This window comes from Pseudomonas sp. TWR2-1-1 (genome assembly GCF_049897045.1).
Lineage (GTDB): Bacteria > Pseudomonadota > Gammaproteobacteria > Pseudomonadales > Pseudomonadaceae > Aquipseudomonas > Aquipseudomonas versuta.
In genome coordinates, this window is record NZ_JAFCVM010000001.1 from 937,404 (window position 1) to 963,016 (window position 25,613).

21 protein-coding genes are annotated in these 25,613 nt (G+C 56.5%); 11 read left to right on the top strand and 10 right to left on the bottom strand.

What is annotated here, in order from left to right; all coding sequences use genetic code 11:
• Nucleotides 1-73: 73 nt before the first annotated feature.
• Entirely contained in the window at nt 74-556 is a 483-nt protein-coding gene (locus ACP7BO_RS04530; RefSeq protein ID WP_426208803.1) for a GreA/GreB family elongation factor, read from the bottom strand.
• 136 nt (nt 557-692) lie between these two features.
• Here ACP7BO_RS04530 and earP point away from each other — a divergent pair, with 136 nt between their 5' ends.
• The 3 genes from earP to ACP7BO_RS04545 all read left to right on the top strand — a co-directional run bounded on the left by earP (nt 693) and on the right by ACP7BO_RS04545 (nt 3,337).
• Nucleotides 693-1,826 carry an elongation factor P maturation arginine rhamnosyltransferase EarP gene (earP, locus tag ACP7BO_RS04535; RefSeq protein ID WP_426208805.1) on the top strand — a complete coding sequence of 378 codons (1,134 nt, stop codon included), beginning with the start codon at nt 693-695 and terminating at the stop codon, nt 1,824-1,826.
• Nucleotides 1,827-1,875: 49 nt separating this feature from the next.
• The gene (locus ACP7BO_RS04540; RefSeq protein WP_426208807.1) at nt 1,876-2,448 is read left to right on the top strand and encodes an elongation factor P; all 573 of its coding nucleotides are present in this window, start codon (nt 1,876-1,878) and stop codon (nt 2,446-2,448) included.
• A 136-nt stretch (nt 2,449-2,584) separates the two neighbouring features.
• On the top strand, nt 2,585-3,337 hold the full coding sequence (locus ACP7BO_RS04545) for a sulfite exporter TauE/SafE family protein (protein ID WP_426208809.1): 753 nt from the start codon (nt 2,585-2,587) through the stop codon (nt 3,335-3,337).
• Here ACP7BO_RS04545 and ACP7BO_RS04550 read toward each other — a convergent pair.
• Nucleotides 3,327-4,184 carry a LysR substrate-binding domain-containing protein gene (locus tag ACP7BO_RS04550; RefSeq protein ID WP_060691184.1) on the bottom strand — a complete coding sequence of 286 codons (858 nt, stop codon included), beginning with the start codon at nt 4,182-4,184 and terminating at the stop codon, nt 3,327-3,329. The genes ACP7BO_RS04545 and ACP7BO_RS04550 overlap by 11 nt on opposite strands.
• 96 nt (nt 4,185-4,280) lie before the next feature.
• On the opposite strand from ACP7BO_RS04550, the gene ACP7BO_RS04555 reads away from it, so the two are divergent.
• Nucleotides 4,281-4,502 (top strand): DUF1127 domain-containing protein, encoded by a 222-nt coding sequence (locus ACP7BO_RS04555; protein WP_426208922.1) that lies wholly within the window; start codon nt 4,281-4,283, stop codon nt 4,500-4,502.
• Between the two features lie 74 nt (nt 4,503-4,576).
• Here ACP7BO_RS04555 and ACP7BO_RS04560 read toward each other — a convergent pair whose 3' ends face one another.
• Nucleotides 4,577-5,923 (bottom strand): class II 3-deoxy-7-phosphoheptulonate synthase, encoded by a 1,347-nt coding sequence (locus tag ACP7BO_RS04560; RefSeq protein ID WP_060691185.1) that lies wholly within the window; start codon nt 5,921-5,923, stop codon nt 4,577-4,579.
• Nucleotides 5,924-6,083: 160 nt separating this feature from the next.
• On the opposite strand from ACP7BO_RS04560, the gene ACP7BO_RS04565 reads away from it, so the two are divergent.
• The gene (locus ACP7BO_RS04565) at nt 6,084-6,839 is read left to right on the top strand and encodes a spermidine synthase (RefSeq protein WP_060691186.1); all 756 of its coding nucleotides are present in this window, start codon (nt 6,084-6,086) and stop codon (nt 6,837-6,839) included.
• A gap of 370 nt (nt 6,840-7,209) precedes the next feature.
• Nucleotides 7,210-8,883: a DEAD/DEAH box helicase gene (locus tag ACP7BO_RS04570; RefSeq protein WP_426208812.1), complete on the top strand. Its 1,674-nt coding sequence runs from the start codon at nt 7,210-7,212 to the stop codon at nt 8,881-8,883.
• Between the two features lie 157 nt (nt 8,884-9,040).
• Here ACP7BO_RS04570 and ACP7BO_RS04575 read toward each other — a convergent pair whose 3' ends face one another.
• Nucleotides 9,041-9,808 carry a DODA-type extradiol aromatic ring-opening family dioxygenase gene (locus ACP7BO_RS04575; RefSeq protein ID WP_426208814.1) on the bottom strand — a complete coding sequence of 256 codons (768 nt, stop codon included), beginning with the start codon at nt 9,806-9,808 and terminating at the stop codon, nt 9,041-9,043.
• 100 nt (nt 9,809-9,908) lie between these two features.
• Between ACP7BO_RS04575 and ACP7BO_RS04580 the strand changes: the two genes are divergently transcribed.
• Nucleotides 9,909-10,568, top strand: a complete 660-nt coding sequence (locus ACP7BO_RS04580) for a thiopurine S-methyltransferase (protein ID WP_426208816.1) — start codon at nt 9,909-9,911, stop codon at nt 10,566-10,568.
• Nucleotides 10,569-10,622: 54 nt separating this feature from the next.
• Here the strand turns inward: ACP7BO_RS04580 and htpX are convergent, their stop codons facing one another.
• Both htpX and ACP7BO_RS04590 read right to left on the bottom strand, forming a co-directional pair.
• The gene (gene htpX / locus ACP7BO_RS04585; RefSeq protein ID WP_060691189.1) at nt 10,623-11,510 is read right to left on the bottom strand and encodes a protease HtpX; all 888 of its coding nucleotides are present in this window, start codon (nt 11,508-11,510) and stop codon (nt 10,623-10,625) included.
• Nucleotides 11,511-11,825: 315 nt separating this feature from the next.
• Nucleotides 11,826-13,037: a pyridoxal phosphate-dependent aminotransferase gene (locus ACP7BO_RS04590; protein ID WP_426208924.1), complete on the bottom strand. Its 1,212-nt coding sequence runs from the start codon at nt 13,035-13,037 to the stop codon at nt 11,826-11,828.
• 210 nt (nt 13,038-13,247) lie between these two features.
• Here ACP7BO_RS04590 and msrB point away from each other — a divergent pair, with 210 nt between their 5' ends.
• Both msrB and ACP7BO_RS04600 read left to right on the top strand, forming a co-directional pair.
• Nucleotides 13,248-13,643: a peptide-methionine (R)-S-oxide reductase MsrB gene (msrB, locus tag ACP7BO_RS04595; RefSeq protein ID WP_060691190.1), complete on the top strand. Its 396-nt coding sequence runs from the start codon at nt 13,248-13,250 to the stop codon at nt 13,641-13,643.
• A 22-nt stretch (nt 13,644-13,665) separates the two neighbouring features.
• The gene (locus ACP7BO_RS04600; RefSeq protein ID WP_397456062.1) at nt 13,666-14,163 is read left to right on the top strand and encodes a glutathione peroxidase; all 498 of its coding nucleotides are present in this window, start codon (nt 13,666-13,668) and stop codon (nt 14,161-14,163) included.
• Between the two features lie 14 nt (nt 14,164-14,177).
• Here the strand turns inward: ACP7BO_RS04600 and ACP7BO_RS04605 are convergent, their stop codons facing one another.
• On the bottom strand, nt 14,178-16,493 hold the full coding sequence (locus ACP7BO_RS04605) for a response regulator (protein ID WP_060691192.1): 2,316 nt from the start codon (nt 16,491-16,493) through the stop codon (nt 14,178-14,180).
• 175 nt (nt 16,494-16,668) lie between these two features.
• Here ACP7BO_RS04605 and ACP7BO_RS04610 point away from each other — a divergent pair, with 175 nt between their 5' ends.
• Nucleotides 16,669-17,562, top strand: a complete 894-nt coding sequence (locus ACP7BO_RS04610; protein ID WP_060691193.1) for an ATP-binding protein — start codon at nt 16,669-16,671, stop codon at nt 17,560-17,562.
• Nucleotides 17,555-18,037, top strand: a complete 483-nt coding sequence (locus ACP7BO_RS04615; protein ID WP_426208820.1) for a GAF domain-containing protein — start codon at nt 17,555-17,557, stop codon at nt 18,035-18,037. Before ACP7BO_RS04610 ends, ACP7BO_RS04615 begins: the two co-directional genes overlap by 8 nt.
• 3 nt (nt 18,038-18,040) lie before the next feature.
• Here ACP7BO_RS04615 and ACP7BO_RS04620 read toward each other — a convergent pair whose 3' ends face one another.
• From ACP7BO_RS04620 to ACP7BO_RS04630, 3 genes are all read right to left on the bottom strand, one after another.
• Nucleotides 18,041-20,983, bottom strand: coding sequence for an HD domain-containing phosphohydrolase (locus ACP7BO_RS04620; protein ID WP_426208822.1), 2,943 nt, complete (start codon nt 20,981-20,983; stop codon nt 18,041-18,043).
• Nucleotides 20,984-21,070: 87 nt separating this feature from the next.
• A complete protein-coding gene (locus ACP7BO_RS04625; RefSeq protein ID WP_426208824.1) occupies nt 21,071-24,700 on the bottom strand; it encodes a transporter substrate-binding domain-containing protein in 3,630 nt (1,209 codons plus the stop codon).
• The gene (locus ACP7BO_RS04630) at nt 24,697-25,323 is read right to left on the bottom strand and encodes a response regulator transcription factor (RefSeq protein WP_060691196.1); all 627 of its coding nucleotides are present in this window, start codon (nt 25,321-25,323) and stop codon (nt 24,697-24,699) included. Before ACP7BO_RS04630 ends, ACP7BO_RS04625 begins: the two co-directional genes overlap by 4 nt.
• Nucleotides 25,324-25,613 lie beyond the last annotated feature (290 nt).

Below are 25,613 nucleotides of genomic sequence, written 5' to 3' on the forward strand. Positions count from 1 at the left end.
CCCTGTGATGGGCATCCGCATCTCCCCCGGGTATCGAGTGGCAACAGTGATTTTGCCCAGCGCCCAGAGCTGCTTACTCGACCTCGCAGACAGTAAAGCCCTGTGCGACCCCGGCTATATTGATGAGCACTTCATCCTCCGGCTGCTTGCCCAGCAACGCCGCGCCCAGCGGGGAACGCGGGGTGATCACGGTCACGGTGTGCCCGTCATGGACAAGCTTGAGCCCCGCGGCATCCGGGGCGAGAAATAACCATTGCCCGCTGCCGCTCCCGGCTTCCAGATGGACCAGTGCCCCCACTTGAATGCCGTGCGCGGGGTCGAAGGGCGCGAGGGTCATCGCCTGACAGTTTTTCAGCGCCTGGCGGATTTCCTCAACCCGGCGTGCCTGGCCTGTGGCCAGATAGGACGCCTCAAGCCCGAGGGTGTCGTACTTGTTCTCGGCGATGTTTTCGGCGTGGGTGGCCGCTTCATAGGCGGTTTGTGCTGCCCGCTGGAGTACATCCAGATCGATTGCGAGCTTTTCCAGCATCAACAGGTACACAGCGTTCTTGTTCATAGGTCGGGGGTTTTCAACGTGGGCATGACGGCAATCGGCGATTGTCGCACGAGTGCCCGGCAGATTAATCCGCCTGAAGCCTTCTGTACGCACTGAATAATGCGGACAATCAGCCCTTTGAATGTAGGAGCCCGGAATGAAAGCCTCCTGGGATATTTTTTGCAGTGTGGTCGATAACTACGGCGACATTGGTGTGACCTGGCGCCTGGCTAGGCAATTGGTCGCCGAGCATCAGCAGGCCGTGCGTTTGTGGGTCGATGATTTGCAGGCCTTCGTGCCGTTGTGCCCGGAGGCCGATGCTTCGGCGGCGCAACAAGTGCAGCAGGGAGTCGAGGTGCGTCAGTGGCCTGTGCAATGGCAATCGGTGGACGTCGCCGATGTGGTGGTGGAGGCCTTCGCCTGCAAGCTGCCAGAGGGCTATTTGCAGGCCATGAAGGCGCGCCCAAGGCCTGCGTTGTGGATCAATCTGGAGTATTTGAGCGCCGAAGACTGGGTCAGTGGCTGTCACGGTTTGCCTTCCATGCGTGCGGACGGCCTGAAGCGGATGTTCTTTTTCCCGGGCTTTGGTCAAGGCACGGGTGGGCTGTTGCGTGAAGCTGATTTGCTCGCCCGTCGGCGTGCCTTTGAGCAAGATCCCCAGGCCAGGTTGGCGTTTTTGCAGGGTTTGGGGGTGTTTGCGGCAGGTAACGCCCGGCTTGTTTCGTTGTTCGCCTATGAAAATGCAGGGTTGGCCAGTTGGCTGGACGCCATGGCCTCGGGCAGTGTGCCGACCCATCTGCTGGTGCCCCAGGGGCGAATCATGGGCGACTTGCTGCGCTGGCTCGAGGTCAATGAGCTTGTGCCCGGTCAGGTCGAGCAGCGGGGAGCCTTGAGCATCCAGGCCTTGCCGTTCGTGCGCCAACAGGATTACGACTACCTGTTATGGAGTTGTGACTTCAACGCGGTGCGCGGCGAAGACTCGTTTGTGCGGGCCCAGTGGGCCGGGCGGCCGCTGCTTTGGCACATCTATGAGCAGGAAGAAGACGCGCACTGGGTCAAACTCAATGCGTTCCTGGCTCTGTATGTAAAAGGTCTCTCTGCGCCCGCTGCTCGTGCATTTACCGGCTTGTGGCATGCCTGGAATGCCGGGTCAGACATGGCGCAAAGCTGGAATTTGCTGCTTGAACACTGGCCCGAGATCACTGCGCACGCTGAGCAGTGGTGTCTGGAACAGTCATTGCAGGCAGATCTTGCGCAAGCGCTAGTACTGTTTTATAGAAATTGGATATGATACGCGGCCTAGATTTTTGTAAATCTCATTCCAAATTCGGATACTCGCAATGAAAACTGGTAAAGAGCTTAAACCCGGTACAGTCATCAAGCTCGAAAACGACCCTTGGTTGGTTCAGAAAGCTGAATTCACCAAGTCCGGTCGTAACAGCGCAATCATGAAGACCAAGCTGAAAAACCTGCTGACTGGCTACAAGACTGAAATCGTATACAGCGCTGACGACAAGCTCGAAGACGTGATCCTGGATCGCAAAGAAGCGACCCTGTCCTTCATCAGCGGCGACACCTACACGTTCATGGACACCACTGACTACACCATGTACGAGCTGAACGCTGAAGACATCGAAGCCGTTCTGCCGTTCATCGAAGAAGGCATGACCGACGTTTGCGAAGCGATCTTCTTCGAAGAGCGTCTGGTTTCCGTAGAGCTGCCGACCACTATCGTGCGTCAGGTTGACTACACCGAAGGTTCCGCTCGCGGCGACACTTCGGGCAAGGTGATGAAGCCTGCCAAACTGAAAAACGGTACCGAGCTGAGCGTTGCAGATTTCGTTGAAATCGGCGACATGATCGAGATCGACACCCGTGACGGTGGCTCCTACAAGGGCCGCGCCAAGGTTTAAACCTGGCGTCAATCGCACGATGAAAAAGCCCGGCCGCAAGGTCGGGCTTTTTTTTGCCGGTCAAAAAAGCCCCGGTTTAGAGCTTTGCCGCGGGCGGGGGACTGGTTAGCATGGGCGCTCATCAAGAGGTAGCGTAATGCTGATCGATTTTGCAATGTACGCCACCCTGGGCATCGCTCTAGGGGCGATGGGCGGGTTGTTCGGGATTGGTGGCGGCCTGATTGCGATCCCTGTTTTGGGGTTGTGGTTCGGCCTGGATCAACAGATAGCGCAAGGCACGGCGTTGGTCATGTCGGTGCCCAATGTGTTTCTCGCGCTGTACCGCTACCACCAGCGCAATAAAATCGATCTGCGCCAGGCATTGCCACTGGTGCTGATGAGTTTTTGTTTCGCCTGGCTGGGCGCCTTGCTCGCCGTGGGTGTGGATGCGCGCAGCATTCGTTGGGGCTTTATCGCCTTTTTGCTGGCGATCGCTCTCTACAACCTGATCAAACTGTATAGCGCACCTGCACGGCCGGTAGCCGGTTCACGCTATGGCTGGCCATGGTTCGGCGTACTGGGGGCGGTAGCGGGTACCACGGGAGGCCTGTTCGGTGTCGGCGGGGCCGTGGTGGCGGCGCCGGTATTGACCAGTGTCTTCGGCACTTCGCAAGTGGTGGCCCAGGGGTTGTCGCTGGCCCTGGCCGCACCCAGTACCGCGGTCACTCTGTTGACCTACGCGGTGCATGGCGAGGTCAACTGGATCATGGGCTTGCCGATGGCTGTCGGTGGGCTGTTAAGCATCAGTTGGGGGGTCAAGGTCGCCCACGCCCTGCCAGAGCGCAGGCTGCGCGTTCTGTATTGTGCCTTTTTGCTGCTGTGCGCCGGGTTGCTGGCAATTAAAGCTTAAAGCCCTCGACGATGTACTCGGCAAAGCACTCGATGATGGGCGAGGACGCGTTGTTGGGCTTGCGCAACAGCACAATGCTGGCGGAGGGCAATAGCGGCAGGTTTTCGGCCTCGCCAATAATCCGCAAATCGGGGGTCAGAAGGCTTTGCAGTTGGGCCGTCACGGCCAGCCCGGTGCTGACCACGGCATTGATCGCCGCCAGGCTGGCGCTGGTATAGGCGACCCGGTATTCGCGCTGCATGATATCCAGCGCATTGCAGGCCCAGGTCCGGCAAAAGCAGTCAGTGTTGAACATCGCCAGTGGCAAGGGCGTTTGTTCATGGGGCGAGAAGCCCTGTGCCACCATCCACACGAATCGCTCCTGACGTAAAACCTGGCCCATTTCAGAGCCGGGTTTGCGGGTCACGATGGTCAGGTCCAGATCATTTCGCTGTAGCAATTGCACCGACGGTTCGCAATGCACCTCGACGTTGATCAGCGGGTAATCCTGAGCAAACCGTGACAGCACACCGGGTAGAAAACGCATGACGTAATCATCCGGCGAACCGATTTTGACGGTGCCCACCATATGCGGCTGACGCAGGGTATTGAACACTTCACTGTGCAGTTTGAGGATGCGCCGCGCATAGCCGAGCAACACATGGCCTTCGGGAGTAAGGCTGACATTGCGCCCGTCGCGCTGGAACAGTGCGCATTTGAGCACGTCATCTTCGAGCCGTTTCATCTGCATGCTGACGGCCGACTGCGTGCGGTTGACCACTTCGGCGGCACGGGTAAAACCACCGTGATCGGCAATCGCGGCAAAGGTGCGCAGCAGGTCGGTATCGATGCTCGGAAATTCGGCCATTGATCAATCTCGCAGATGTATCGCATAAGAAACATTCGTTGGATTGATCTTAAGCCCGGGCAGAAACTTGAGCCATCCCCACGGAGGTCTCAAGTGATGAAAGGTCAAAAAGGTTTTGTCCGGGTCGTCCGGGCAGTCAGTCAGAATTCCTGGGCACAACGCATGGCGGGTCAGATTGCCCGCTGGTACCAGCTGTCGCGCCAGAGGGCACATCTGCGACGGATCAGTGATGCGGGGCTTAAAGATCTGGGGCTGAGCAGGGCGGATATCGAAACTGAAAGCCATCGGGCTTTTTGGGATGATCCGTTCAACAAATGAGCCGGCTCATGTAAGGGCTGCTCTTGTGGGAGCCGGCAAGCCGGCTCCCACCGCTTTGGTGCAATTGAGGTGGATTAGCGCTTGACCTGTTTCAGCGTCTCGGCAATCAGGAATGCCAGCTCCAGCGACTGATCGGCGTTCATCCGCGGGTCGCAGTGGGTGTGGTAGCGGTCCGACAAGCCATCTTCGGTGATGGGCTTGGCGCCGCCGATGCACTCGGTGACATTTTGCCCGGTCATCTCGATATGAATCCCGCCGGCATAGCTGCCCTCGGCTTCGTGGACCTGGAAGAACTGCTTCACTTCGCCAAGAATCTGCGCAAAGTCGCGGGTCTTGTAGCCGCTGCTGGCCTTGATGGTGTTGGCGTGCATCGGGTCGCAGCTCCACAGCACTTTCTTACCTTCGCCTTCAACCGCACGGATCAGTTGTGGCAAATGGTCGCCTACCTTGTTGGCGCCCATGCGCACGATCAGGTTGAGACGGCCCGGGTCGTTGTCAGGGTTGAGGATGTCGATCAGGCGCACCAGATCGTCGGTGTTCATGCTTGGACCGACCTTGACCCCGATCGGGTTGTTGACCCCGCGCAGGAACTCGACGTGGGCACCATCGAGCTGACGCGTGCGGTCACCGATCCACAGCATATGCGCCGAGCAATCGTAGTAGTCGTTGGTCAGGCTGTCGCGCCGCACGAAAGCTTCTTCGTAGTTCAGCAACAGTGCTTCGTGGGCAGTAAAGAAGCTGGTTTCGCGCAGTTGCGGCGAGCTGTCCATGCCACAGGCACGCATAAAGGCCAGGGTTTCATCGATGCGGTTGGCCAGCTGGCTGTATTTTTCTGCCAGCGCCGAGTTGGCGATGAAGTCCAGGTTCCATTTGTGGACCTGGTGCAGGTCGGCAAAGCCGCCCTGGGCAAAGGCGCGCAGCAGGTTCAGGGTGGCCGTGGACTGGTGGTAGGACTGCAGCAGGCGCTCCGGGTCGGGTACGCGGCTTTTTTCATCAAAACCGATGCCATTGACGATGTCACCGCGATAGGCCGGCAGGGTCACGCCATTGATGGTTTCATCATTGGCTGAGCGCGGCTTGGCGAATTGCCCGGCCATTCGCCCGACCTTGACCACCGGGCAGCCGGCAGCAAAGGTCATGACGATGGCCATTTGCAGCAGCACTTTGAAGGTGTCGCGAATCTTGGCAGCCGAAAACTCGGCAAAGCTTTCAGCGCAATCGCCACCCTGTAACAGAAACGCCCGACCCTCAGTGACCTCGGCAAACTGGCGCCGCAGCTCGCGGGCTTCACCGGCAAACACCAGTGGCGGATAACTCGCCAGACTTTGCTCTACGCGTAGCAGGTGAGCAGCGTCAGGGTAATGGGGTTGTTGCTGGATCGGCAGGGCGCGCCAGCTGTCAGGGCTCCAGGGTTGGCTCATTGCAGACTCTAGTATTGGAAGGGGATGGCGCATGTTAGCAGCAATTAGTGCGTGACCTGTTGCGTCGCAATGGCCGACAATCGGCGCTTTCTGCTCGGCGCCGAGTGGTTGTTTTTTAGAGCGTTGCCCGGGGTATGCCGGGGCGCGGCAAGGAGAGGAAATGTCTGAGGAGCGCGTTGAGCGTCTGCTCGCTGAAGTTCATGATGACTTCGGCATGATTCGGGTGCTGGAGGTGGCTGATTACCGCTTCCTCGAATTTGGCGATGCGATCGAGCAAAGCTGCGTGTTCACCGCTGATCCCTGCTGGCTGGAGTACGACTACACCCGCGCCATGCTGATTGGCGCGCTGTGTCATGAGGCGCCCGAAAGCGCATTGTTTTTAGGGCTTGGCGCCGGAACCCTGACTCAAGCCTGTCTCAAATTTTTGCCGCTTGAAGATGTTGAAGCCATTGAACTGCGCCCGGATGTGCCGCGCCTTGCCATCGAATACCTGGGGCTGGACGATGACCCCCGGTTGTATATCCGGATCGGTGATGCCCTTGAACTGCTGGATAGCGCGGAGCCTGCGGACCTGATTTTCGTCGACCTCTACAATGACCTGGGGCCGGCAGCCGGGCACCTGGCCTGGAAGTTTCTCGAAGACTGTCAGAAAAAGCTGTCCGCCAATGGCTGGCTGGTGATCAATCAGTGGGCGACCGATGACGGCAAGCCTCTGGGTGCCGCCTTGCTGCGTGGTTTGTATCACCGCCATTACTGGGAGCTGCCGGTGAAGGAGGGCAACGTCATCCTGCTGGTGCCGTCCGATCTGGATCAGACCCTGGATATCGATGCGCTCACTGCCCGGGCCCAGGCCCTGGCCCCGCGTCTGGGCTACTCGCTGGACTCGCTGATCAAGGCGATTCGCCCGGCGACCTGAGGCCCGGCGATGAAACGTTTTAGCGTTTGCCCCAGAAGGGGCAGGCGCGAAACGATTTCACAAGGGCGAAAATATCGCCGAAGCCCGGTATGCAGAGGCATACAGACGAGTTTGTCTTAAAAAAACGCTTCTTTTTTTTGATAAATCCGGTATAGTGCGCGCCGGCCTTTAGCCGGGCCACGTTTAGGTGTCGCATTTCCCGAAGCACGCTTCGGCTGCTCGTCCGTTTCGCGGACAACCCTGAACGCTCCATTCATTTAACGTTTTCGCAAATCCCCGCCGACAAAGCAGCCAGGGCGACTCTTGAGTCTTACACGGCATGCGCAGCTTTGGAGCATGGGTCTTTGCGGATGCACTTAGAGGCAGACCCATGACCCAGGAAACCGGCGGCTTCGCCGCTTTTAATCTTAATCCGAACATTCTTGCAGCTGTCATTGCGACTGGCTACGAAGAACCTTCGGCTATTCAGCAGCAATCGATCCCGATCATTATGGCCGGTCACGACATGATTGGTCAGGCGCAAACCGGTACGGGTAAAACCGCCGCGTTCGCTCTGCCAATCCTGCATCGCATCGATCCTGCTAAGCGCGAGCCGCAAGCCCTGATCCTGGCGCCAACCCGTGAGTTGGCGCTGCAAGTAGCAACCGCTTTCGAAACTTATGCCAAGCAAATGCCTGGCGTTACCGTTGTGGCCGTTTACGGCGGCGCCCCTATGGGTCCACAACTGAAAGCAATCCGTAATGGCGCACAGATTGTTGTCGCCACTCCGGGCCGTCTGTGCGACCACTTGCGTCGTGACGAAAAAGTATTGGCAACCGTGAACCACCTGGTTCTCGACGAAGCTGACGAAATGCTCAAGCTGGGCTTCATGGATGACCTTGAAGCGATCTTCAAGGCTTTGCCTGCTACCCGTCAGACCGTATTGTTCTCGGCTACCCTGCCGCAGTCGATCCGTGCCATTGCCGAACGCCATCTGCGCGATCCGCAACACGTAAAAATCCAGACCAAGACTCAGACCGTTACCGCGATCGAACAGGCTCACCTGTTGGTTCACGCTGACCAGAAGACCTCGGCTGTATTGAGCCTGCTGGAAGTCGAAGATTTCGACGCCCTGATCATGTTCGTACGTACCAAGCAAGCGACCCTGGATCTGGCAAGTGTCCTGGAAGCCAAAGGCTATAAAGCTGCTGCGCTGAACGGTGACATTGCCCAGAACCAACGTGAGCGCGTTATCGAATCCCTCAAGGATGGCCGTCTGGACATCGTTGTAGCGACCGACGTAGCGGCTCGTGGTCTTGATGTTCCACGTATCACTCACGTGTTCAACGTTGACATGCCTTACGATCCAGAGTCCTACGTTCACCGTATCGGCCGTACTGGCCGTGCAGGTCGCGAAGGTCGCGCGCTGTTGCTGGTAACTCCTCGTGAGCGCCGCATGCTGCAAGTGATCGAGCGTGTAACCGGTCAAAAGGTTGCTGAAGTCCGCCTGCCGGATGCCCAAGCTGTTCTCGATGCCCGCATCAAGAAGTTGACCAACAGCCTGACGCCACTGGTTGCTGACGCTGAATCGACTCACGGTGATCTGCTGGATCGCCTGATTGCCGATATCGGTTGCAGCCCGCGTGCTCTGGCCGCTGCTCTGTTGCGCAAAGCTACCAACGGTCAGGCTCTGACGTTGGCTGCGATCGAACGCGACCGTCCACTGGTGCCGAACAGCGCACCGCGTGAGCGTTCGTCCGAGCGTACTGGCGACCGTCCGGACCGTGGTGATCGTGAGCGTCGTGCTCCGGTTCCATTGGCCGAAGGCCGTGCACGTTGCCGTACCGCGCTGGGTGCGCGTGATGGTATCGCTGCCAAGAACCTGCTGGGCGCTATCCTCAACGAGGGTGGCCTGGCACGTGAAGCAATCGGTCGCATCCAGGTGCGTGACAGCTTCAGCCTGGTAGAGCTGCCGGAAGTCGGTCTGGAAAGTTTGCTGGCCAAACTCAAAGACACCCGCGTTGCCGGCAAGCAGCTCAAGCTGCGTCGCTACCGCGAAGATTAATCACTGCCTGGCTGTGATTGATCGCTAAAAAAATCCCCGACTGGTTCGGGGATTTTTTTTGCCTGCAATTTGAGGGGCGAACGCCATAAAACGGTGGGAGCGGGCTGGCTCGCGATTCCCCCGCAAGCAAGGCGGTTATTGCAAGGTGTGCGTGGTGTCACCCGAACCGGTAGATATCCATCCCCAACGCGCCCAGCGTCCAGCCCTGGTGGGCAATGCTGAAAGAGCCACCTGCGCCGCGGGCGAAGTACAGCGGCAAGAGATGTTCGTCGCTGGGGTGATTTTTAACTGCAAAAGGCGCCAGTTGCCGGTATTGGTGCAGCGCCGGTTGGTCGTCAGCGGCAAGTTTTTCGATCATCCAGTCGCGAAAGGCTTTGGCCCAGGGCTCTATGCTTTCCGGGCCCGCGTGCCAGTCCAGCTCGCGCAGGTTGTGAGTGATGCTGCCGGACCCAATGATCAGGACCCCTTCGCTACGCAAGGTTGTCAGCGCGCGCCCGATTTCAGTCAGGCCTGCAGGCCCGAGCTGACTGGGCAATGAAACCTGGACTACGGGAATGTCGGCTGCCGGATACATCAACGAGAGGGGCACCCAGGTGCCGTGGTCAAAGGGCCGTTGTGCGTCCAGACGGGCCGCCAAGCCATGCTCGGCCAGCAGTTCCACAATGCGCGCGGCCAGGGCAGGATCACCCGGGGCTGGGTATTGCACGGCAAACAGAGCGGGCGGGAAGCCGCCAAAGTCATGCCAGGTCTCGGGTTCGGGGTTGCCTGCGACCCGCAGGTCGGTGCTTTCCCAGTGCGCAGAAACCAGCACGATGGCTTTTGGCCGGGGTAGCTCGGCTGCCAGGCGTTTGAGTGCCGGGCCACTGGCGCCGGGCTCAAGTGCGAGCATGGGAGAACCATGTGAGATATACAGGCTGGGCAGCATGGGATGGGGCCTCAGGGTTAAGATGTGCCATCTTCAACCCGGTATTGATCTAAATCCAATATAAGTTTTAGTGCTTATTGATCGAATTTAAAGGTGAATCATGCAGCCTGAATTTTGGCACGACCGGTGGCAGCGTAATCAGATCGGTTTCCACCAGGAGCAAGTCAATCCCTGCCTTGAACGGCTATGGCCCCAACTTGAATTGCCTCGTGGCGCTCGGGCTCTGGTGCCTTTGTGCGGTAAAAGCCTGGATCTGAGCTGGCTGGCGGCCAGTGGCTTTGAGGTCTTGGGTGTAGAGCTGTCGCAAACGGCGGTGGAGCAGTTCTTTAGCGAACAGAGGGTCACGCCGCAGGTTCGTGAGCAAGGCGGCTTCAAGGTGTATGAGGCGGGCCCGGTGACGATCATGTGCGGCGACTTCTTTGCCTTGAGTGCGGCAGACGTTGCCGGGTGCGCAGGCCTTTATGACCGTGCGGCGATCATTGCTTTGCCGCCGCAAATGCGTAAGGCCTATGCCTTGCACCTGACGCAAATCCTGCCCCGGGACTGCAGGGGGTTGTTGATCACCCTGGATTACGATCAGCACGAGATGAAAGGCCCTCCGTTCTCGGTGCCTGATGATGAGGTACAGCAATTGCTGGCGCCTGCCTGGTCACTGCAGATCGTTGAGCAGCCGGACGTTCTGGGTCAGAACTGGAAGTTCCTTAAAGGCGGGGCGTCGCGTCTGGTGGAGAGGGTGTACCGGCTGTGCAAGACCGCCTGAATTGCAGGCATGAAAAAGGGCGACCGGAGTCGCCCTTTTTACGTTGCCGTGCTATCAGCCGCGGCGACGCAGTGCATCGATACGTTCTTCCAGAGGCGGATGGCTCATGAACATCCGCGCCAGACCTTGCTTGAGCCCGCCGTTGATGCCGAAAGCCGCCAGGGTGTCAGGCATGTGAACTGGCAGGCCTTGTTCGGAACGCAGGCGCTGCAGGGCGCTGATCATGGCCGTTGTGCCGGCAAGTTGTGCGCCGGCTTCGTCAGCCCGGAATTCACGCTTGCGCGAGAACCACATCACGATGGCGCTGGCGAGGAAGCCCAGTACCAGTTCGGCGAAGATGGTCGCGACGTAGTAAGCAATACCGCGGCCTTCATCGTTCTTGAATATAACTTTGTCGACAAAGTTGCCGATGATGCGGGCGAAGAACATGACGAAGGTGTTCACCACGCCTTGCACCAGTGCCAGAGTCACCATGTCGCCATTGGCAACGTGACCGATCTCGTGGGCCAATACAGCTTTTACTTCATCGGGCGAGAAGCGCTCCAGCAAACCCTGGCTGACAGCGACCAACGCATCGTTTTTATTCCAGCCAGTGGCGAAGGCGTTAGCCTCGTATGCCGGGAAAATACCCACTTCAGGCATCTTGATCCCTGCTTCGCGGGACAGTTGCTCAACGGTTTGCATCAACCATTGTTCATGGCGGGTACGGGGCTGGGTGATCACCTGGGTGCTGGTGCTCATCTTCGCCATCCATTTGGAGATGAAGAGCGAGAACAAAGACCCTGCAAAACCAAAGACCGCACAGAATATCAACAGCTGACTGAGGTTCAGATCAACCCCGTTGGCCGCCATGAACCCGTTAAAGCCGAACAGGCTCAAGGTAATGCTGGCAATCAGCACGACCGCCAGGTTAGTGGCCAAAAACAGCAGAATGCGCATCATGGTTGTAAGAATCTCCTCGTCTTAAAGGTATTGCCGCATGCGGGTATATAAGGTGCTGCCACAGGCTATTCAACCGGGCGACTATTTCAAACTGTGTCCTGCAGATTGATTCTAGTAACAAGCCAGTCATTTCCTAATCCCGATTGAGTTTTTTTATGCGTATAAATTCAATCGGGCCCCAGCAAACACTAGGTGCAAGTTTTTTCAGGGCGTGGACAGGGCGGTGTGCGAGGGCAGTGGAGAGGCGCAGGTGAATAAAATTTAACTCGACACATGCTGTGCGACATTTCAAAGCTCGCACAGCATGTGAGGACATTACTGACGGTAGGACTTCAGGAAATTACCGATTCGACCAATAGCCATGTCCAGTTCATCGACTCGCGGCAAGGTCACGACGCGGAAGTGGTCAGGCCATGGCCAGTTGAAGGCGGTACCCTGAACCACCAGCAGCTTTTCCGAGAGCAGCAAGTCCAGGACGAATTTCTCGTCGTTCAGGATCGGGCACACTTTTGGGTCTATGCGGGGGAACGCATACAGGGCGCCCATCGGCTTCACGCAGCTGACGCCGGGGATGTCATTGAGCAGTTCCCAGGTGCGGTTGCGCTGCTCGAGCAGGCGACCGTTGGGCAATACCAGATCATTGATGCTCTGATAGCCGCCAAGTGCCGTCTGGATCGCATGTTGGCTGGGCACGTTGGCGCACAGGCGCATGTTCGCCAGCATGTCGATGCCTTCGATGTAGCTTTGTGCGTTGTGCTTGGGGCCGGAGATGGCGATCCAGCCTGAGCGGAAGCCCGCCACCCGGTACGACTTGGACAAGCCGTTGAAGGTCAGGCACAACAGGTCCGGTGCCAGGGAGGCAGTGCAAATGTGCACGGCGTCGTCGTACAGGATCTTGTCGTAAATCTCGTCCGAGAACACCACCAGATTGTGCTGGCGCGCCAGTTCCAGCATGCCCAGCAGCACTTCCTTGGAATACACCGCACCCGTCGGGTTGTTCGGGTTGATGATGACCATGGCTTTGGTGTTGGGAGTGATTTTGGCTTTGATATCAGCCAGGTCAGGCCACCAGTTGGCTTGCTCATCACACAGGTAGTGCACAGGATGACCGCCGGCCAGGGTCACGGCCGCAGTCCACAGCGGGTAGTCCGGTGCCGGCACCAGAACTTCGTCACCGTTGTTGAGCAGTGCCTGCAGTGACATCACGATCAGTTCGGAGACGCCGTTGCCCAGATAGATGTCTTCAATGCCGACACCTTCTACCTGTTTCTGCTGGTAGTACTGCATGACCGCCTTGCGCGCGCTGAACAGACCCTTGGAGTCGCTGTAGCCTTGTGCAGTGGGCAGATTGCGGATCACGTCCTGAAGGATTTCGTCCGGCGCTTCAAAACCAAAGGGCGCCGGGTTGCCGATATTCAGCTTGAGGATGCGATGACCTTCCTCCTCCAGTCGTTTGGCGTGCTTGAGCACTGGGCCGCGAATGTCATAACAGACGTTGGCGAGCTTGTTTGATTTGCTGACCTGCATGGCGATGTGATCCCGAAAATGAACGATCCAGGCCGCGTGAAATCCCGGCACTGGGTAATCCTGCCTTGCAAACACCGCATTGCTTCAAGAATCCGTTTGAATGCAGATAGAGCGGGTGCCAGACTGGCGAATAACGAGGCGCAATCATACGTGCCCCCCGACCCCTGTAAAAGCCACCGGGCAGGGTTTTTCAGCTACAGAGGCAGAACCATGGAAAAGTTGAACAAAACGCTCGACGAGTGGAAGGCCATGCTCGACCCCGAGCAGTACAACGTGTGCCGGCTCAAAGGTACGGAGCGGCCATTTTCGGGTAAATACAACGCCACCAAAACCGATGGCGTCTATCACTGCGTTTGCTGCAATGAACCGCTGTTTGATTCCAGCGCCAAGTTTGATTCGGGTTGCGGCTGGCCGAGTTTTTATCAACCGATTGGCGACAGCGCCATGATCGAGATTCGTGATGTGAGTCACGGCATGGTTCGCACCGAAGTGGTTTGCGCCAAGTGTGAGGCCCACCTCGGGCATGTATTCCCTGATGGCCCGCCACCGACCGGGCTGCGTTATTGCATCAACTCGGTATGCCTGGATCTGGTTCCGCGCACCTGAATCTACCTGGAGAGGCTCCGTCATGACTGACAACGTGCTCAACATTCCCTGCACCACCCTCAGGGGTGAGCAAAAGACGCTGGCGGACTACCCGGGTAAAGCGGTGCTGGTGGTCAATACCGCCAGCAAGTGCGGATTCACTCCCCAGTACAAGGGACTTGAAGCGTTGTGGCAGCAATACAAGGATCAGGGGCTGGTGATTCTTGGTTTTCCCTGCAATCAGTTCGGCAAACAGGAACCCGGTGATGACGCAGCCATTTCCGAATTTTGCGAGCTGAACTTCGGTGTGAGCTTTCCACTGTTCAAGAAGATCGACGTCAATGGCAGCCAGGCTCATCCACTGTTCGTAGCGCTTAAAAAGCGTGCGCCGGGGGTACTGGGGACCGAAAGGATCAAGTGGAATTTCACCAAGTTCTTGATTGGCCAGGACGGGCACGTCAAACGCTACGCCCCGACCACCAAGCCCGAAGCGCTGAAGGCCGATATTGAAGCGCTGCTACAAAAAACTGCCACAGCCTGAATCTCCTGCACTGCTCAGGCGTTCAACGGTACCCAGAGGTCGAGCAGGGCTTCGAGCTCTTCGCGGCGGAAGGGCTTGGCCAGGTAGTCGTTCATCCCCGCCGTGCGGCAGCGCTCGCGCTCTTCGGGCATGGCATTGGCGGTCAAGGCAACGATTGGCAACTGCGGCCAGCGGCCACTCTGGCGAATCTGCCGGGTGGCTTCGTAGCCATCCATGACGGGCATGTTGCAGTCCATCAACACCAGATCAAAGTTGCTGCGCTCCAGCTGGCTCAGGGCTTCGCCGCCATGGGCCGCAATCACTACGTCACAGCCAAGTTTGCCGAGCATCCCCTTGGCAACCAGCTGGTTCACCGGGTTGTCTTCAACCAGCAAGACCTGCGCGCGATGCGGGACGAACGAGCGTCTGGAATGATTGTTTGGATGAGAGTCGTCTTCTTTTTGCAGCAGCTGCTGCAAGGTTTGATACAGCGCGTGGCGCGATAGAGGCCGGGCTTTTTGTTGCAGGGGGGCCAGTGCATTGACCTGATCGCCCGGCATGAAATTGCCATAGGCGGTGACCAACAAGATCGGGGTACTGATGGTGGGTCGCAGGCCAAACAGGCATTCGGGGCAATCTGTAATCAGTAAATCCGGTTTGACACCCGCCAGTGATTCATCGAGGGAATAACGCCGGTACTCCAGCCCCCAAAAAGGCAAAAAGCTGCTCAGCAACTCAGCCAGGCCGCTACCTGATGGGCTCACGGCAATGATCCGGCCCGACAACGGTTTTGGCTTGATAGCAGGCGTGTGGCAAGGCAAAGGCAACTCGGCGCAAAACTGGCTGCCGAAACCTATTTCTGAACTGATCGTCAGGCGACCGTTCATGGCTTCGCAAAGGCTGCGGGTCAGCGCCAGGCCCAGGCCTGTGCCGCCAAACTGCCGGGTAATCCCGGCCCCGGCCTGGGTGAAGGGCTTGAATATGCGTGCCTGAGCTTCCTGGGCAATGCCGATGCCTGTGTCACATACCTCGATTCTTACCTGGTCGTTGTGCGCGCTGAGACGAACATCAACGCGTCCGAACCGGGTGAACTTGAGCGCGTTAGACATAAGGTTGCTGACGATCTGGCGCACTCGCGTAGGGTCCCCCAGAACCAGTGTCGGGAAGAGCGGATCAATCAGGCAGGTCAGTTCTACACTGGGCGCTGCGTTCTGCGATAACAGGTTGGCGGTGTCTTCAATCAGCGTGCCGAGATCAAAGGCAATATGCTCAAGCTCCAATTTACCGGCGTCGAATTTTGACAGGTCAAGAATGTCGTTCAGCAGTTCGACCAGGACCTTGCCCGAGTCGTGGGCGATGGACAGTTGCTGGAGTTGCTCGGCGTTGAGCGGGCTGTCCAGACACAGCTCCAGCATGCCCAGCAGGCCGTTTAGGGGCGTGCGTATTTCGTGGCTCATGTTGGCCAGAAACGCCGACCGCGCCTGGGCCATTTTCAGCGCTGTACTGCGGGCAGCTTCCAACTCCTGGTTGGATTGGCTGAGGCGTGAATTGATGGCTTCCAGTTCCTGGGTGCGCGCCTTGACCATGTCTTCGAGCTGCGACGAATACTCGGTCAGGCGGTTTTCTGCGTTGCGCCGCTGTTCGATTTCACGGGCTACGGCGTCAAACTGCTGATTGGCTGCGTTGACCAATACACCGATTTCGTCGTCTTCATGCCCGCACGGACACTCGATGCGCGATGGGTTGGGGGTACCGGGCTTGCTCCTGCTGAGCTCGCCAATCACCCGTACCAACGGCTTGGTCAGCATGACGTAAAACAGCGCTAGAAGAATGAAGGTCAGCAGCAGGCTTCTGGCAAAACCACTGAGCAGTGTGAGCTCGGCACGGTGCAGGAAGCGACTGCCAAACGGGTAGGTATCCACCTCCAGGTGCAATACGCCCACGCTTTGTTCGGGCAAGTGGCTGAAGTACAGCCGATCGTCGAAGGTGCGCATGGAGCCGAACAGGAAATCACTCAATGCCCGGTAACGGCCGGTATCAGGCTGGTCCTGGCCTGATGCCAGGAGGTTTTTATCGTTGTCGCTGATTTGAACGCCGGTAATGGCAGGAGCGCGCAGCAGACCCATAACCAGCTCTTGTGCGAGTTCTGAGTCCAGGTTGTAGGCAATGCGTGAAGCCGGGTTATGGCTGATATCTAAAAGGGATTCGATTTCACGATTGATGGCTGCGTTTTCGCTGGCATAATCCATACCGATTTGCAGCAGACTGAGTATTGTCCCCAGGACAAAGCCGACCAGCACTGTCAGCCTGGCCTGTTTGAAAGACAGGCGGTGGGTGAGTTTTATGTCCATGGGTGCAGCACCTGATTCCATTTCCCTTCGGCGGGCTAGAGTAGTCGATTAGCCGCTTAACAGGCAGGCATAGCTGCAGTATTTACGGGCAGGTTGTATCAATCACCTCATGGTCGGGCGCAAGGCGCTCTCCATATCAATGCGCTATCACTGTGTATCAGTCAGAGGAGATGTTGTGGATTCTAAACTGTATGCCTTTCTGGAGCGGGCCGAAGCGGTCCTGGCGCGTCTCGAACCCTTGCTGCCTGCGCAGCGCGAGCCGATTGACTGGGACGATTGCCTGGCCGCGCGCTGGCAGCGCGAAGGTCGCTCGGGTTATCTGATGCCGTTGCAAGTCAGCCTTGATATGCGTCTTACGGATCTGATCGGGGTGGATACCCAGCGCGATCAGTTGGGCCGCAATACTAAACAATTTCTCAACGGTTTGCCGGCCAACCATGCTTTGCTCTGGGGGTCGCGCGGAACGGGCAAGTCTTCGATCATCCGTGCCTTGCTTGCCGAGTACGCGCCGGCCGGGTTGCGCCTGATTGAAATCGAACGCGATCACCTGGCCGATTTGCCGCGTGTGGTCGAGCAGATCCAGGGGTTGAAACAGCGTTTTATATTGTTTTGCGATGATCTGTCGTTCGACGCCGGTGAAGGCGACTTCCGGGTACTTAAAAGTGTGCTCGACGGCTCGCTGGAACAAGCTCCGGATAACGTCCTGCTTTACGCGACCTCGAACCGCCGGCACCTGGTGTCCGAAAAAGAAAGCGACAACGAGAACTGGAAGAACGTCGATGGCGAGCTTCACCCCAGCGAGGCGGTGGAGGACAAAATTGCATTGTCGGATCGTTTCGGCCTCTGGTTGTCGTTCTACCCCTTTACCCAGGAGCACTTCTTGAATGTGGTCGAACACTGGATCGAGGTACTGGCAGGTAAAGCCGGTTTGAAGTGCCAGCGTGACGAAGCGCTGGACATTCTGGCCGTGCGCTGGGCGACCGGACGTGGCAACCGTAATGGTCGCTGCGCTTATCAGTTTGCACGCTACTGGGTTGGATTGAAGTTACTGGAGCAGAACAATGATTGATTTGAATGCTACTGGCGCAGGCCTGGAGGGCTACGGCTTGCTACAGGCGCAGCTGGAATCCTTACTGGCGGATGAGCGTGATTTTATTGCCAACGCCGCACAGTTTTCGGCCTTTTTGTACCACCAGCTGGACGATTTGAATTGGGCCGGTTTTTACCTGAACCGCAACGAAGAGTTGGTGTTGGGGCCATTTCAGGGCCAGATCGCGTGCGTCCGTATTCCATTCGGGCGTGGCGTTTGCGGGGCTGCTGCCGCCAGCCGACAAACCCAGCGGGTTGAGGATGTACACGCATTCGCAGGGCATATTGCCTGTGACAGTGCTTCCAACAGCGAACTGGTGGTGCCTTTGATCAAGGACGGTCGCCTGATCGGCGTGCTGGACCTGGACAGCCCGAGCATCGGCAGGTTTTCCGAGCAGGACCGGCAAGGCGTTGAAGCTCTGGCAGCGATCTTCTTGCGTTTGAGTGATTGCTGATCGTTAGCCTGTCAGCCCGGCCTTGAGCAGCAAGGCATCGACATCCACCTGGTCGATCTGTTGAGGCTCAAGGAATTGCCGGGCGTAATGCATGAAGACCTGTTCGCGCATAAACAGCTCGAACAGTTGAGGGTCAATATGGGCATCGCGGCACATGCCCGCCATGATGTTCAACGCCTCTCTCAAGGTTTTGCCCCGTTTGTACGGACGGTCCGAGGCGGTCAATGCCTCGAAGATATCGGCAATTGCCATCATTCGGGCCGCCAGGCTCATGTCCTCGCGCTTCAGGCGTTTTGGATAACCGCTGCCATCCATTTTTTCATGATGACCACCCGCCAATTCGGCGATGTCGCCCAAATAGCTCGGGAAAGGCAGGCGGTCGAGCATCAGGATGGTTTGCACGATGTGATTGTTGATGATGTAGCGTTCCTCGGCAGTCAGTGTGCCGCGGGTGATACTCAGATTGTATAACTCGCCCCGATTGAACTTGGAGCGCGGTATATCAAGTTTGAAACCCCAGTGATTTTCAGTTGTGATGACTTCGGATTCATCGCGCACGAATAAATGTTCGGGCTTGTCCGAGAGCAACAACTCCGTGACCGGAAGAGGGTGTTCTTCGCGCAATGCCTGGCGTTTATTTTCTTCCCAGGACACGCCCAGCCGATCGTCCAGGGTACGGAGCCAGGTTCGTTGTGCAATGCGGGTCAAACGCTGCAAATCTTCCTGGGCCATGCTCTCGCCGCCCACATTGCAGTGGGCGACAAATGCAAAGTCATCATCGAGCTCCTGCAAGCAGGTATCGCGCAATTCAGCCAGTCGTTGCTCATCGCCGCCCAAAGCCCGAGCTTGCCAGTAGTTAACCCAGGTATCGCGTTTCAGGACTTCAAAGCGGGTGCGGATTTCGTGAATGCGGTCATACAGGGTTTCGAGTTTAGTGGCTTTATCGACCACATATTCGGGGGTGGTGATTTTTCCGCAGTCATGTAACCAGGCGGCAATGTGCAGCGCTTCCCATTCATCATCAGTGGGGTTGTACTGCCTGAATTGCGGTTGCTGGCTCGCGGCAGCCGCTTCGGCCAGCATGAAGGTGAGTGCCGGAACCCGTTGGCAATGGTTGCCGGTGTAAGGGCTTTTAGCGTCGATAGCTCCGGCCAGCAGCTCAATAAAGGCCTTGAGCAATTGCTTTTGGCGCTCTTGCAGGCGCTGGCTTTCTATTGAGACTGCGGCAGCGCCCGAAACGGCCTGGATAAACGCAATGCGGTCGGATCGCAAATTATCGTTATCAGTACTCTTGCCGCTGTTATTTAACACCAGCGCCAGGACACCCACTGTCTCGTCGTGCCGGTTATGCAGGCGGATGCCAATGAGGTGGATGCTGGTGCTTTCCAGCACGTTCATCACGAACTGCAAATCGCCAGCCTGATCGAAGTCGAGAGTACGCACGACACTGTCATGTCCTCCTTCTATCAACGTGTGCAGCCACTCAGTGCTTTGCGGGTTAACAGGGCTATGGGTGGGCAGCTCCTGAGGCTGTTCATTGATAATCACCCCTTTCAATTCCAGGTGCGTGCCTTCGCTCTCTGTCAGGTAGATCAGCCCCGCCTGTGCCTGGCCAATTTTGGTGGTTTCAGCCAGAACCGACTGTAATAGCGGTTCAAACCGGGTGTGGGCCGAGAGGCTTGCGGTGATTTCGAAAAAACTCGCGAGGGTTTGTTTCATTCGCCTCATGGAAATAGCCAGCTGGTCAATTTCAAGCACCGGCGATTGCTGATTGACCGGGTAGTTGAAGTCGAAGCGGCGAATGGCATCGGCCTCTTCCACCAAGGCCTTCAAGGGCTTGACCAGTATTCGGGAAGTCAGCCAGCCCACAGGCAGGCATAACAAAAGTATGGCAAGTGCCATCAGGGCACCTTCCCAGCGAAGCTCGTAGGCATCAGCCAGTAACTCATCCTCAGGCACCATCAAGGCCAATTGAAGACCGTTGGCGCCCCCGTCATTGACATCTGTTCGCGAAACGATCCAGTTGTGCTTGCCGTCGTTCAGACTCTGACCAACGTGACTACCTTGGTCGAGCAACAGTTTCAGGGCCGGACTCAGCTCTGTAACGAGGGGCAACTCCCTTGAGTTTTTGCCGTCCCCTGGTTTGCCAAGGTGTGGGTACGCCACCGCTCGGCCATCGGTATCGAATAAGACAATTTGCGTATTGGGAGTGACCAGGTGTTCAGCCAGAGTGCTGGACAGTTGCGAAAGGGTCAGGTCGGCACCTATGACGGATTTAGCCGAGCTGCGTCTGGAGAGCGTAGTACCCGTTTCTTGTGTGGAGAAAAACAGGTAAGGGCTGGTGGTGGTCTGGTCGATATTGCCACGCGCCGGGATAAACCAGCTGCGTTCCCGTGGATCATAGGTTTCATTGGGTACAACGCGCTCTTGCAGCAAGGTTAGAGAGTCATCAAAGAAAAGCTTTTTTGACTCGATTTCGTTGGAGTTGGCAGATCTCTGAATGGACCAAACGGCATAAGACGCCTGATCGGGAGCCTTCATCCGGATTTTGATGGCCTGATTGTTCAGGGGGCGTACCTGGAAAAAATTACCCTGATTATCACCCATGAACAGTGCCGATAACGCGGGATGATCCTTCAGCGCTTGCACGAACGGTTGAAGCAGTCCCATTTGATTTTCTGACGCGGCCGTAGTGGCATTGGGGTTGAGTGCCAGCAGGTTCAATGTTTGTCGAATGGGTTGGTAAGTGTTCAGCAGATCCAGTTGTACATCCTGTTCGATCCGGCTAAAGAGTTTCTGGCTGCTGTCGAGAATGATCCGGGTAGTTTGCAGATAATTGAACACTCCAAGAGCAACAGCCATCAGCACCAGTAAAAGTGTAAATACCGCACTGATATGAAAGTGCAGCGGGTACTGACGTTTTATGGCTGGGGCAGTTGGAAACATGGCTGGGTCACCGCGGGCGAGAATGCCTGAAAGCATAGTGAATCCGGGCCGGATTGCATTTTTATCAGGACCATTGAAGATCACTCCTCAGGCATCCTTGTTGCGCTTGGCCAGTTCATTGCTCAACGCCTGTTCCAGAGACTCCATGGCGTATTGCACGGCATTGCGGCAGGGCTCTAGCGTCGAGCGGGTTGCCTGCTCCAGTGCCTCACAGTGTTTGATCAGTTCGCTGGCTCCCACAATTCGCGCTGCACCTTTGATCCGGTGTGCGATCTGGACAAAAGATTGCAGGCCATCGTCCATGTGCAGTTCAAGCAATGTTTTGAGATCCTCCCGGTTGCTGCGTTGCAGCTCTTCAAGCAGCTTTCTGACGCGTGAGTTGTCTCGACCTGACAGTGAGTAAAAGCTATCAATGTCGAGCTCTTCGGCTGGTGTGGACTTGGGCACAATCGCGCTCAGGCGTTGACTCAGCACGCTCAGGTTGATGGGTTTGAACACGCAGTCATCCATTCCGGCCTGCTTGCAGCGCAGACGCTCCTCAGGCTGAGCATTGGCCGTGAACCCCAGTATCGTGCAAGGCGCACGCTGGGCTGCCTGCTCATACTGACGAATTGCCCGGGTCAATTCATATCCGTTCATAACGGGCATGTTGCAGTCAGCGATGACCAGATCGAATGATCCTTTTATCCAGGCTTTTAATCCGTTTGCCCCATTGTTCTCACTGCTAAACCGATGGCCTAAAAATCCCAGCTGCTGGCACATCAACAGACGATTGGCCGGGTGGTCGTCCACCACCAGTACATTCAACTGATAAGTTGAAGGGCTGATTTGCGGTTCCGGCACAACGCCAGCCAGACACGGCTCCAGGGCGGGTAGCTTGAGCGATATTTGAATCTGAGTGCCTGCATCGGGCTGGCTACTGAGGTTGAGCGTACCGCCCATCATTTCGCAGAGGCTGCGACAGATCACCAGACCGAGGCCTGTACCGTTGAGCGCCTGTTTGCCGTTGTTTTCCACTTGAGAGAACGGCTGGAACAGGCGCTGCTGGTCGCGCTGGCTGATACCGATACCGGTGTCCTTTACGCTCAACTGCAGTTCAATCTGGTGCGGGGTATCGCTTGCCAGCAAGTGGAGTTCGAGAGTCACCTGCCCGCGCTCGGTGAACTTGATGGCGTTGCTGATCAGATTGGTCATGATTTGCTTGAAACGCAGCGGATCGATCATTACATCCGGCGCCCTGCCTTCAGGTTTGAACGTCAGTGAGAGGTTCAGGGATTTCTGCCTCGCCAGACCATCAAACACCCGGATTACCGAGTTGGCCAGGTCGCGCAGATTGACCCGCTCCGGGGTCAGGCTCATCCGCCCGGACTCGATGCGGGCGATATCGAGAATGTCGCCGATCAACTCCAGCAGGTCTTTGGCCGAGGTGTAGGCAACCTCGATCGAGGGCCGATCAAGATGCCCCTGGTCAGCGCGCTTCAAGGTCAGCTCAAGCATGCCGATGACGGCATTCATCGGCGTGCGGATCTCATGGCTCATGGTTGCCAGGAATGTACTTTTCGCCCGGTTGGCATCATCGGCCTGCTCTTTGGCGCTACGCAGTTCATCCAGAAGCTGAAGGCGTTCGCTGATATCGATCCAGCCCCCGATGATGCCTTGTACTTTGCCCAAGGAATTGCGGAAGGGAAGAATCCAGTGATAGAGGGTGAGCGTTTTGTCGCCAATATGCAGTGTGCGGTCGACGATATGCGGTGCTCCCTCTCGCATGACTCGCAGGCAGTCCGCCTGATAATCCTGGGCTTCGTACTGGTTGCTTATAAGGCCGGCGGTTTGCATCAGGGTTTTACCGATGACCACTTCGCGTTTGGTTGATAAGGCCTCCAGGTAGCTGTCATTGCATGTTTGCAGCACGCCATCCCGATCTCGTACATAAATTGGATGCGGGGTGCCATTGACCAGAACCTGCAGGAACTCGAACTGATCATTGAGTTCGCGCTCGGCTATTTTTCGTTGCCGGATTTGCCGCCGCATGCAGGCGTTCCAGATTAATGACAGCAGCAGTAAAACGCTGCTGCCGATGATGATCTGGTAAATCAGGCGGCGGTAATTGCGCCAGTAACTGTCTGACGCCGGAACATGTCCTCCCCAGCGACTGTTAATAATGCCCAGTTCTTCAGGTGAAATACTGAGCAGAGCCTTGTTGAGGATGGCGTTCAATTCTGTTGCATTGCGAGCAGTGGCCAGGGAAAACGTTGAGGGTCGGGTTCCCAGTGAGGCGCTGATCTGCAACCGGTTGCGGAACATTTTTGAAGCAAGCAGATAGTTGGCGATGACCAGCGAATTGACCGCGCCTTGTACTTTGCCCTCGGCCAGGAGTTCCGTAGCTTTATAAATGTCGTCGGTTTCGACCAGGTCTATATGCGGATGCTCTGTGCGCAAGTAGTCGATCAGGGAGTGCCCTTGGGTCAGCGCCAGTCTTTTGCCAGCCAGTTGATCAAGGCTGGCGTTTTTATCCGAGCCTTTTGCTGTGAGCAAAACAAATGAGTTCTCAAGATAAGGTCGACTGAAACTCAGCGTGTTATCACGGTAAATAGACGGACTAATGGCTGAGATAATGTCGGTTTCGTTGTTGTTGATCATCTGGATCATGGTCCCGATGCTGCGCGCACGCTGTACCTTGAAACGCAGCCCGGTACGCAGGGCAATGACCTCCAGCAAGTCAGCAGTGATGCCTCTGAAATGCCCGTCAGTGTCAAAAAAAGTCAGCGGTGCCAGCGTTTCATTGACCACCACGTTGACAACCGGGTGCTGGCTCAGCCAGTGCTCTTCGCGCTCAGTCAGATGGAGATTTTGGCCGCTCAGTAAAACATCGCTTCCGGCACTCCAGCGCCTGGTAATGCTGTCCCGCTCACTGGCGGGCACAGCGCGCAGGGTCGCATTGATAATATCGAGCAACTGCGGGTTGTCGCGGCGTACGGCAAAGCTGAAGCCATGGGCTTGCTGCTTGCCGAAGCTGACCATTTTTATGTTCTTCAGGTAGCCCTTGTTGATCATGTAATTCGTCGACACCGTGTCACCGATAAACACGTCTGCCTGATTGAAGGCGACCGAGTTAAGGGCGTTTTGGGTGGACGGGTATGAATGGATGATGGCCTGGGGGTAAAGGGCCTTGATCTCATTCAGAGGCAAGTAGTGGTACACCATGCTCAGGCGCATGCCGGCAAGGTCAGGGGAGAGCGCACGAGTATCCCCCTCACGGGTTACCAGGACCGGTTTGTCGATTGCATATGGAATGGACAGCAGCAGTTTGGGGTTGGCTGCTTCGAAGCCATTAGAGGTCCCAAGCAAGTCGATCCTGCCTTCTTCAAGTGCCTTGATGGCAGCGTTCCTGGAATGGAAACGCTGGATCTTGATTGGCAGGTCAAGGGCGTTGGCCAGAATACCGAGATAGTCGGCGGTCAAACCTTCGTAATCCTGAGCGCTGGCGGTCATGTCGAACGGCAGATAGTCAGGGGTTGAAATACCGACCTGCAATTCACGTTTTTGCTGGAGCCAGTCGCGTTGTTGTTTATCCAGCGCAACTTCCATGGGGGAGGTGCTCGAACGGCTGAGCAGTAAAAGGTTTTCAGCCCGGGCCAGGGTAGTGAACAGTAAGGTGCACAGGAGCGCAATTAACGATGGAAACTTGTTTAACCGCCAGGTAGTTGGTCTTTTCATACTAAAGCGTTGCGTTTGGCCAGTTCGATAAGGGTGACCAGTGAGCTGGCGTTGAGTTTTTGCATGAGCCGTTTTTTGTAAGTGCTCACGGTCTTGTTGCTGATGAACATGGCGCTGGCTATTTCCTTGTTTGTTTTTCCTTGTGCGAAGAGCTTAAGGACCATGAGTTCCCGGTCGTTGACCAGTTTGAACAGTTCGATGTCGGACAAGTTGTCGTTTTCATATTTTTCAGAAATCGATGCCTGGCTGGGAAAGTAGTTGTAGCCGGATACGACAGCATTGATGGCACTGACAAGCTCACTCAGGTCTTCTTGTTTGCAAACATACCCGGCGGCTCCTGATTGCAAGCAGCGCATGGCGAAAATGGCCGGTGGCTGGGCCGTAAATACCAGGGTCTTGAAGATTTTGTTCATAGCGTTAAAGCGCGCCAGCACTTCAAGGCCATCGAGTTTTGGAATGCTGATATCGAGAACGATCAAGTCCGGGATGCAGTCGCGGATCATCTGTATGGCATCTACACCATTATCGGTTTCACCGACTATTTTATAACCTTCATGCTCTAAGAGCATGCGAATGGCCAGTCGGATCACCGGATGGTCGTCAACAATAAATACGGTGTTCATATAAGTTTCCATAAAGTACGGCACAGAGTGCGCGCACCTTATCCCAGTTATATGGGCGGGGGCACGAAGCTAGAGGTCTACAAGGGTAGTATGGGAATAGTCCTACATTAAATAAGGCACTGGCTCACGATTTACTTGAACTGTTGTGGCGGTTTGCTCATGGAATAAAACTATTTGCAGAAGTGAGATTTTGTGTGGCGTGTGTTTTCTTTCGTATTTAGTAAATAATCCTACAGCAGAGAAGATTCTGTGTGCTCATGTTTAAGCAGGTGGATTCAGGTGTTTAAACA

Excerpts from the sequence above, each read along its gene's own strand:
- ACP7BO_RS04600 (WP_397456062.1), top strand. The coding sequence starts at position 13,666 with ATGACTGACAACGTGCTCAACATTCCCTGCACCACCCTCAGGGGTGAG.
- ACP7BO_RS04550 (WP_060691184.1), bottom strand. The coding sequence starts at position 4,184 with ATGGCCGAATTTCCGAGCATCGATACCGACCTGCTGCGCACCTTTGCC.
- htpX (WP_060691189.1), bottom strand. The coding sequence starts at position 11,510 with ATGATGCGCATTCTGCTGTTTTTGGCCACTAACCTGGCGGTCGTGCTG.
- ACP7BO_RS04605 (WP_060691192.1), bottom strand. The coding sequence starts at position 16,493 with ATGGACATAAAACTCACCCACCGCCTGTCTTTCAAACAGGCCAGGCTG.
- ACP7BO_RS04580 (WP_426208816.1), top strand. The coding sequence starts at position 9,909 with ATGCAGCCTGAATTTTGGCACGACCGGTGGCAGCGTAATCAGATCGGT.
- msrB (WP_060691190.1), top strand. The coding sequence starts at position 13,248 with ATGGAAAAGTTGAACAAAACGCTCGACGAGTGGAAGGCCATGCTCGAC.
- ACP7BO_RS04570 (WP_426208812.1), top strand. The coding sequence starts at position 7,210 with ATGACCCAGGAAACCGGCGGCTTCGCCGCTTTTAATCTTAATCCGAAC.
- ACP7BO_RS04620 (WP_426208822.1), bottom strand. The coding sequence starts at position 20,983 with ATGTTTCCAACTGCCCCAGCCATAAAACGTCAGTACCCGCTGCACTTT.
- ACP7BO_RS04540 (WP_426208807.1), top strand. The coding sequence starts at position 1,876 with ATGAAAACTGGTAAAGAGCTTAAACCCGGTACAGTCATCAAGCTCGAA.
- ACP7BO_RS04565 (WP_060691186.1), top strand. The coding sequence starts at position 6,084 with ATGTCTGAGGAGCGCGTTGAGCGTCTGCTCGCTGAAGTTCATGATGAC.
- ACP7BO_RS04625 (WP_426208824.1), bottom strand. The coding sequence starts at position 24,700 with ATGAAAAGACCAACTACCTGGCGGTTAAACAAGTTTCCATCGTTAATT.
- ACP7BO_RS04630 (WP_060691196.1), bottom strand. The coding sequence starts at position 25,323 with ATGAACACCGTATTTATTGTTGACGACCATCCGGTGATCCGACTGGCC.
- ACP7BO_RS04575 (WP_426208814.1), bottom strand. The coding sequence starts at position 9,808 with ATGCTGCCCAGCCTGTATATCTCACATGGTTCTCCCATGCTCGCACTT.
- ACP7BO_RS04545 (WP_426208809.1), top strand. The coding sequence starts at position 2,585 with ATGCTGATCGATTTTGCAATGTACGCCACCCTGGGCATCGCTCTAGGG.
- ACP7BO_RS04555 (WP_426208922.1), top strand. The coding sequence starts at position 4,281 with ATGAAAGGTCAAAAAGGTTTTGTCCGGGTCGTCCGGGCAGTCAGTCAG.
- ACP7BO_RS04530 (WP_426208803.1), bottom strand. The coding sequence starts at position 556 with ATGAACAAGAACGCTGTGTACCTGTTGATGCTGGAAAAGCTCGCAATC.
- ACP7BO_RS04590 (WP_426208924.1), bottom strand. The coding sequence starts at position 13,037 with ATGCAGGTCAGCAAATCAAACAAGCTCGCCAACGTCTGTTATGACATT.
- earP (WP_426208805.1), top strand. The coding sequence starts at position 693 with ATGAAAGCCTCCTGGGATATTTTTTGCAGTGTGGTCGATAACTACGGC.
- ACP7BO_RS04560 (WP_060691185.1), bottom strand. The coding sequence starts at position 5,923 with ATGAGCCAACCCTGGAGCCCTGACAGCTGGCGCGCCCTGCCGATCCAG.
- ACP7BO_RS04615 (WP_426208820.1), top strand. The coding sequence starts at position 17,555 with ATGATTGATTTGAATGCTACTGGCGCAGGCCTGGAGGGCTACGGCTTG.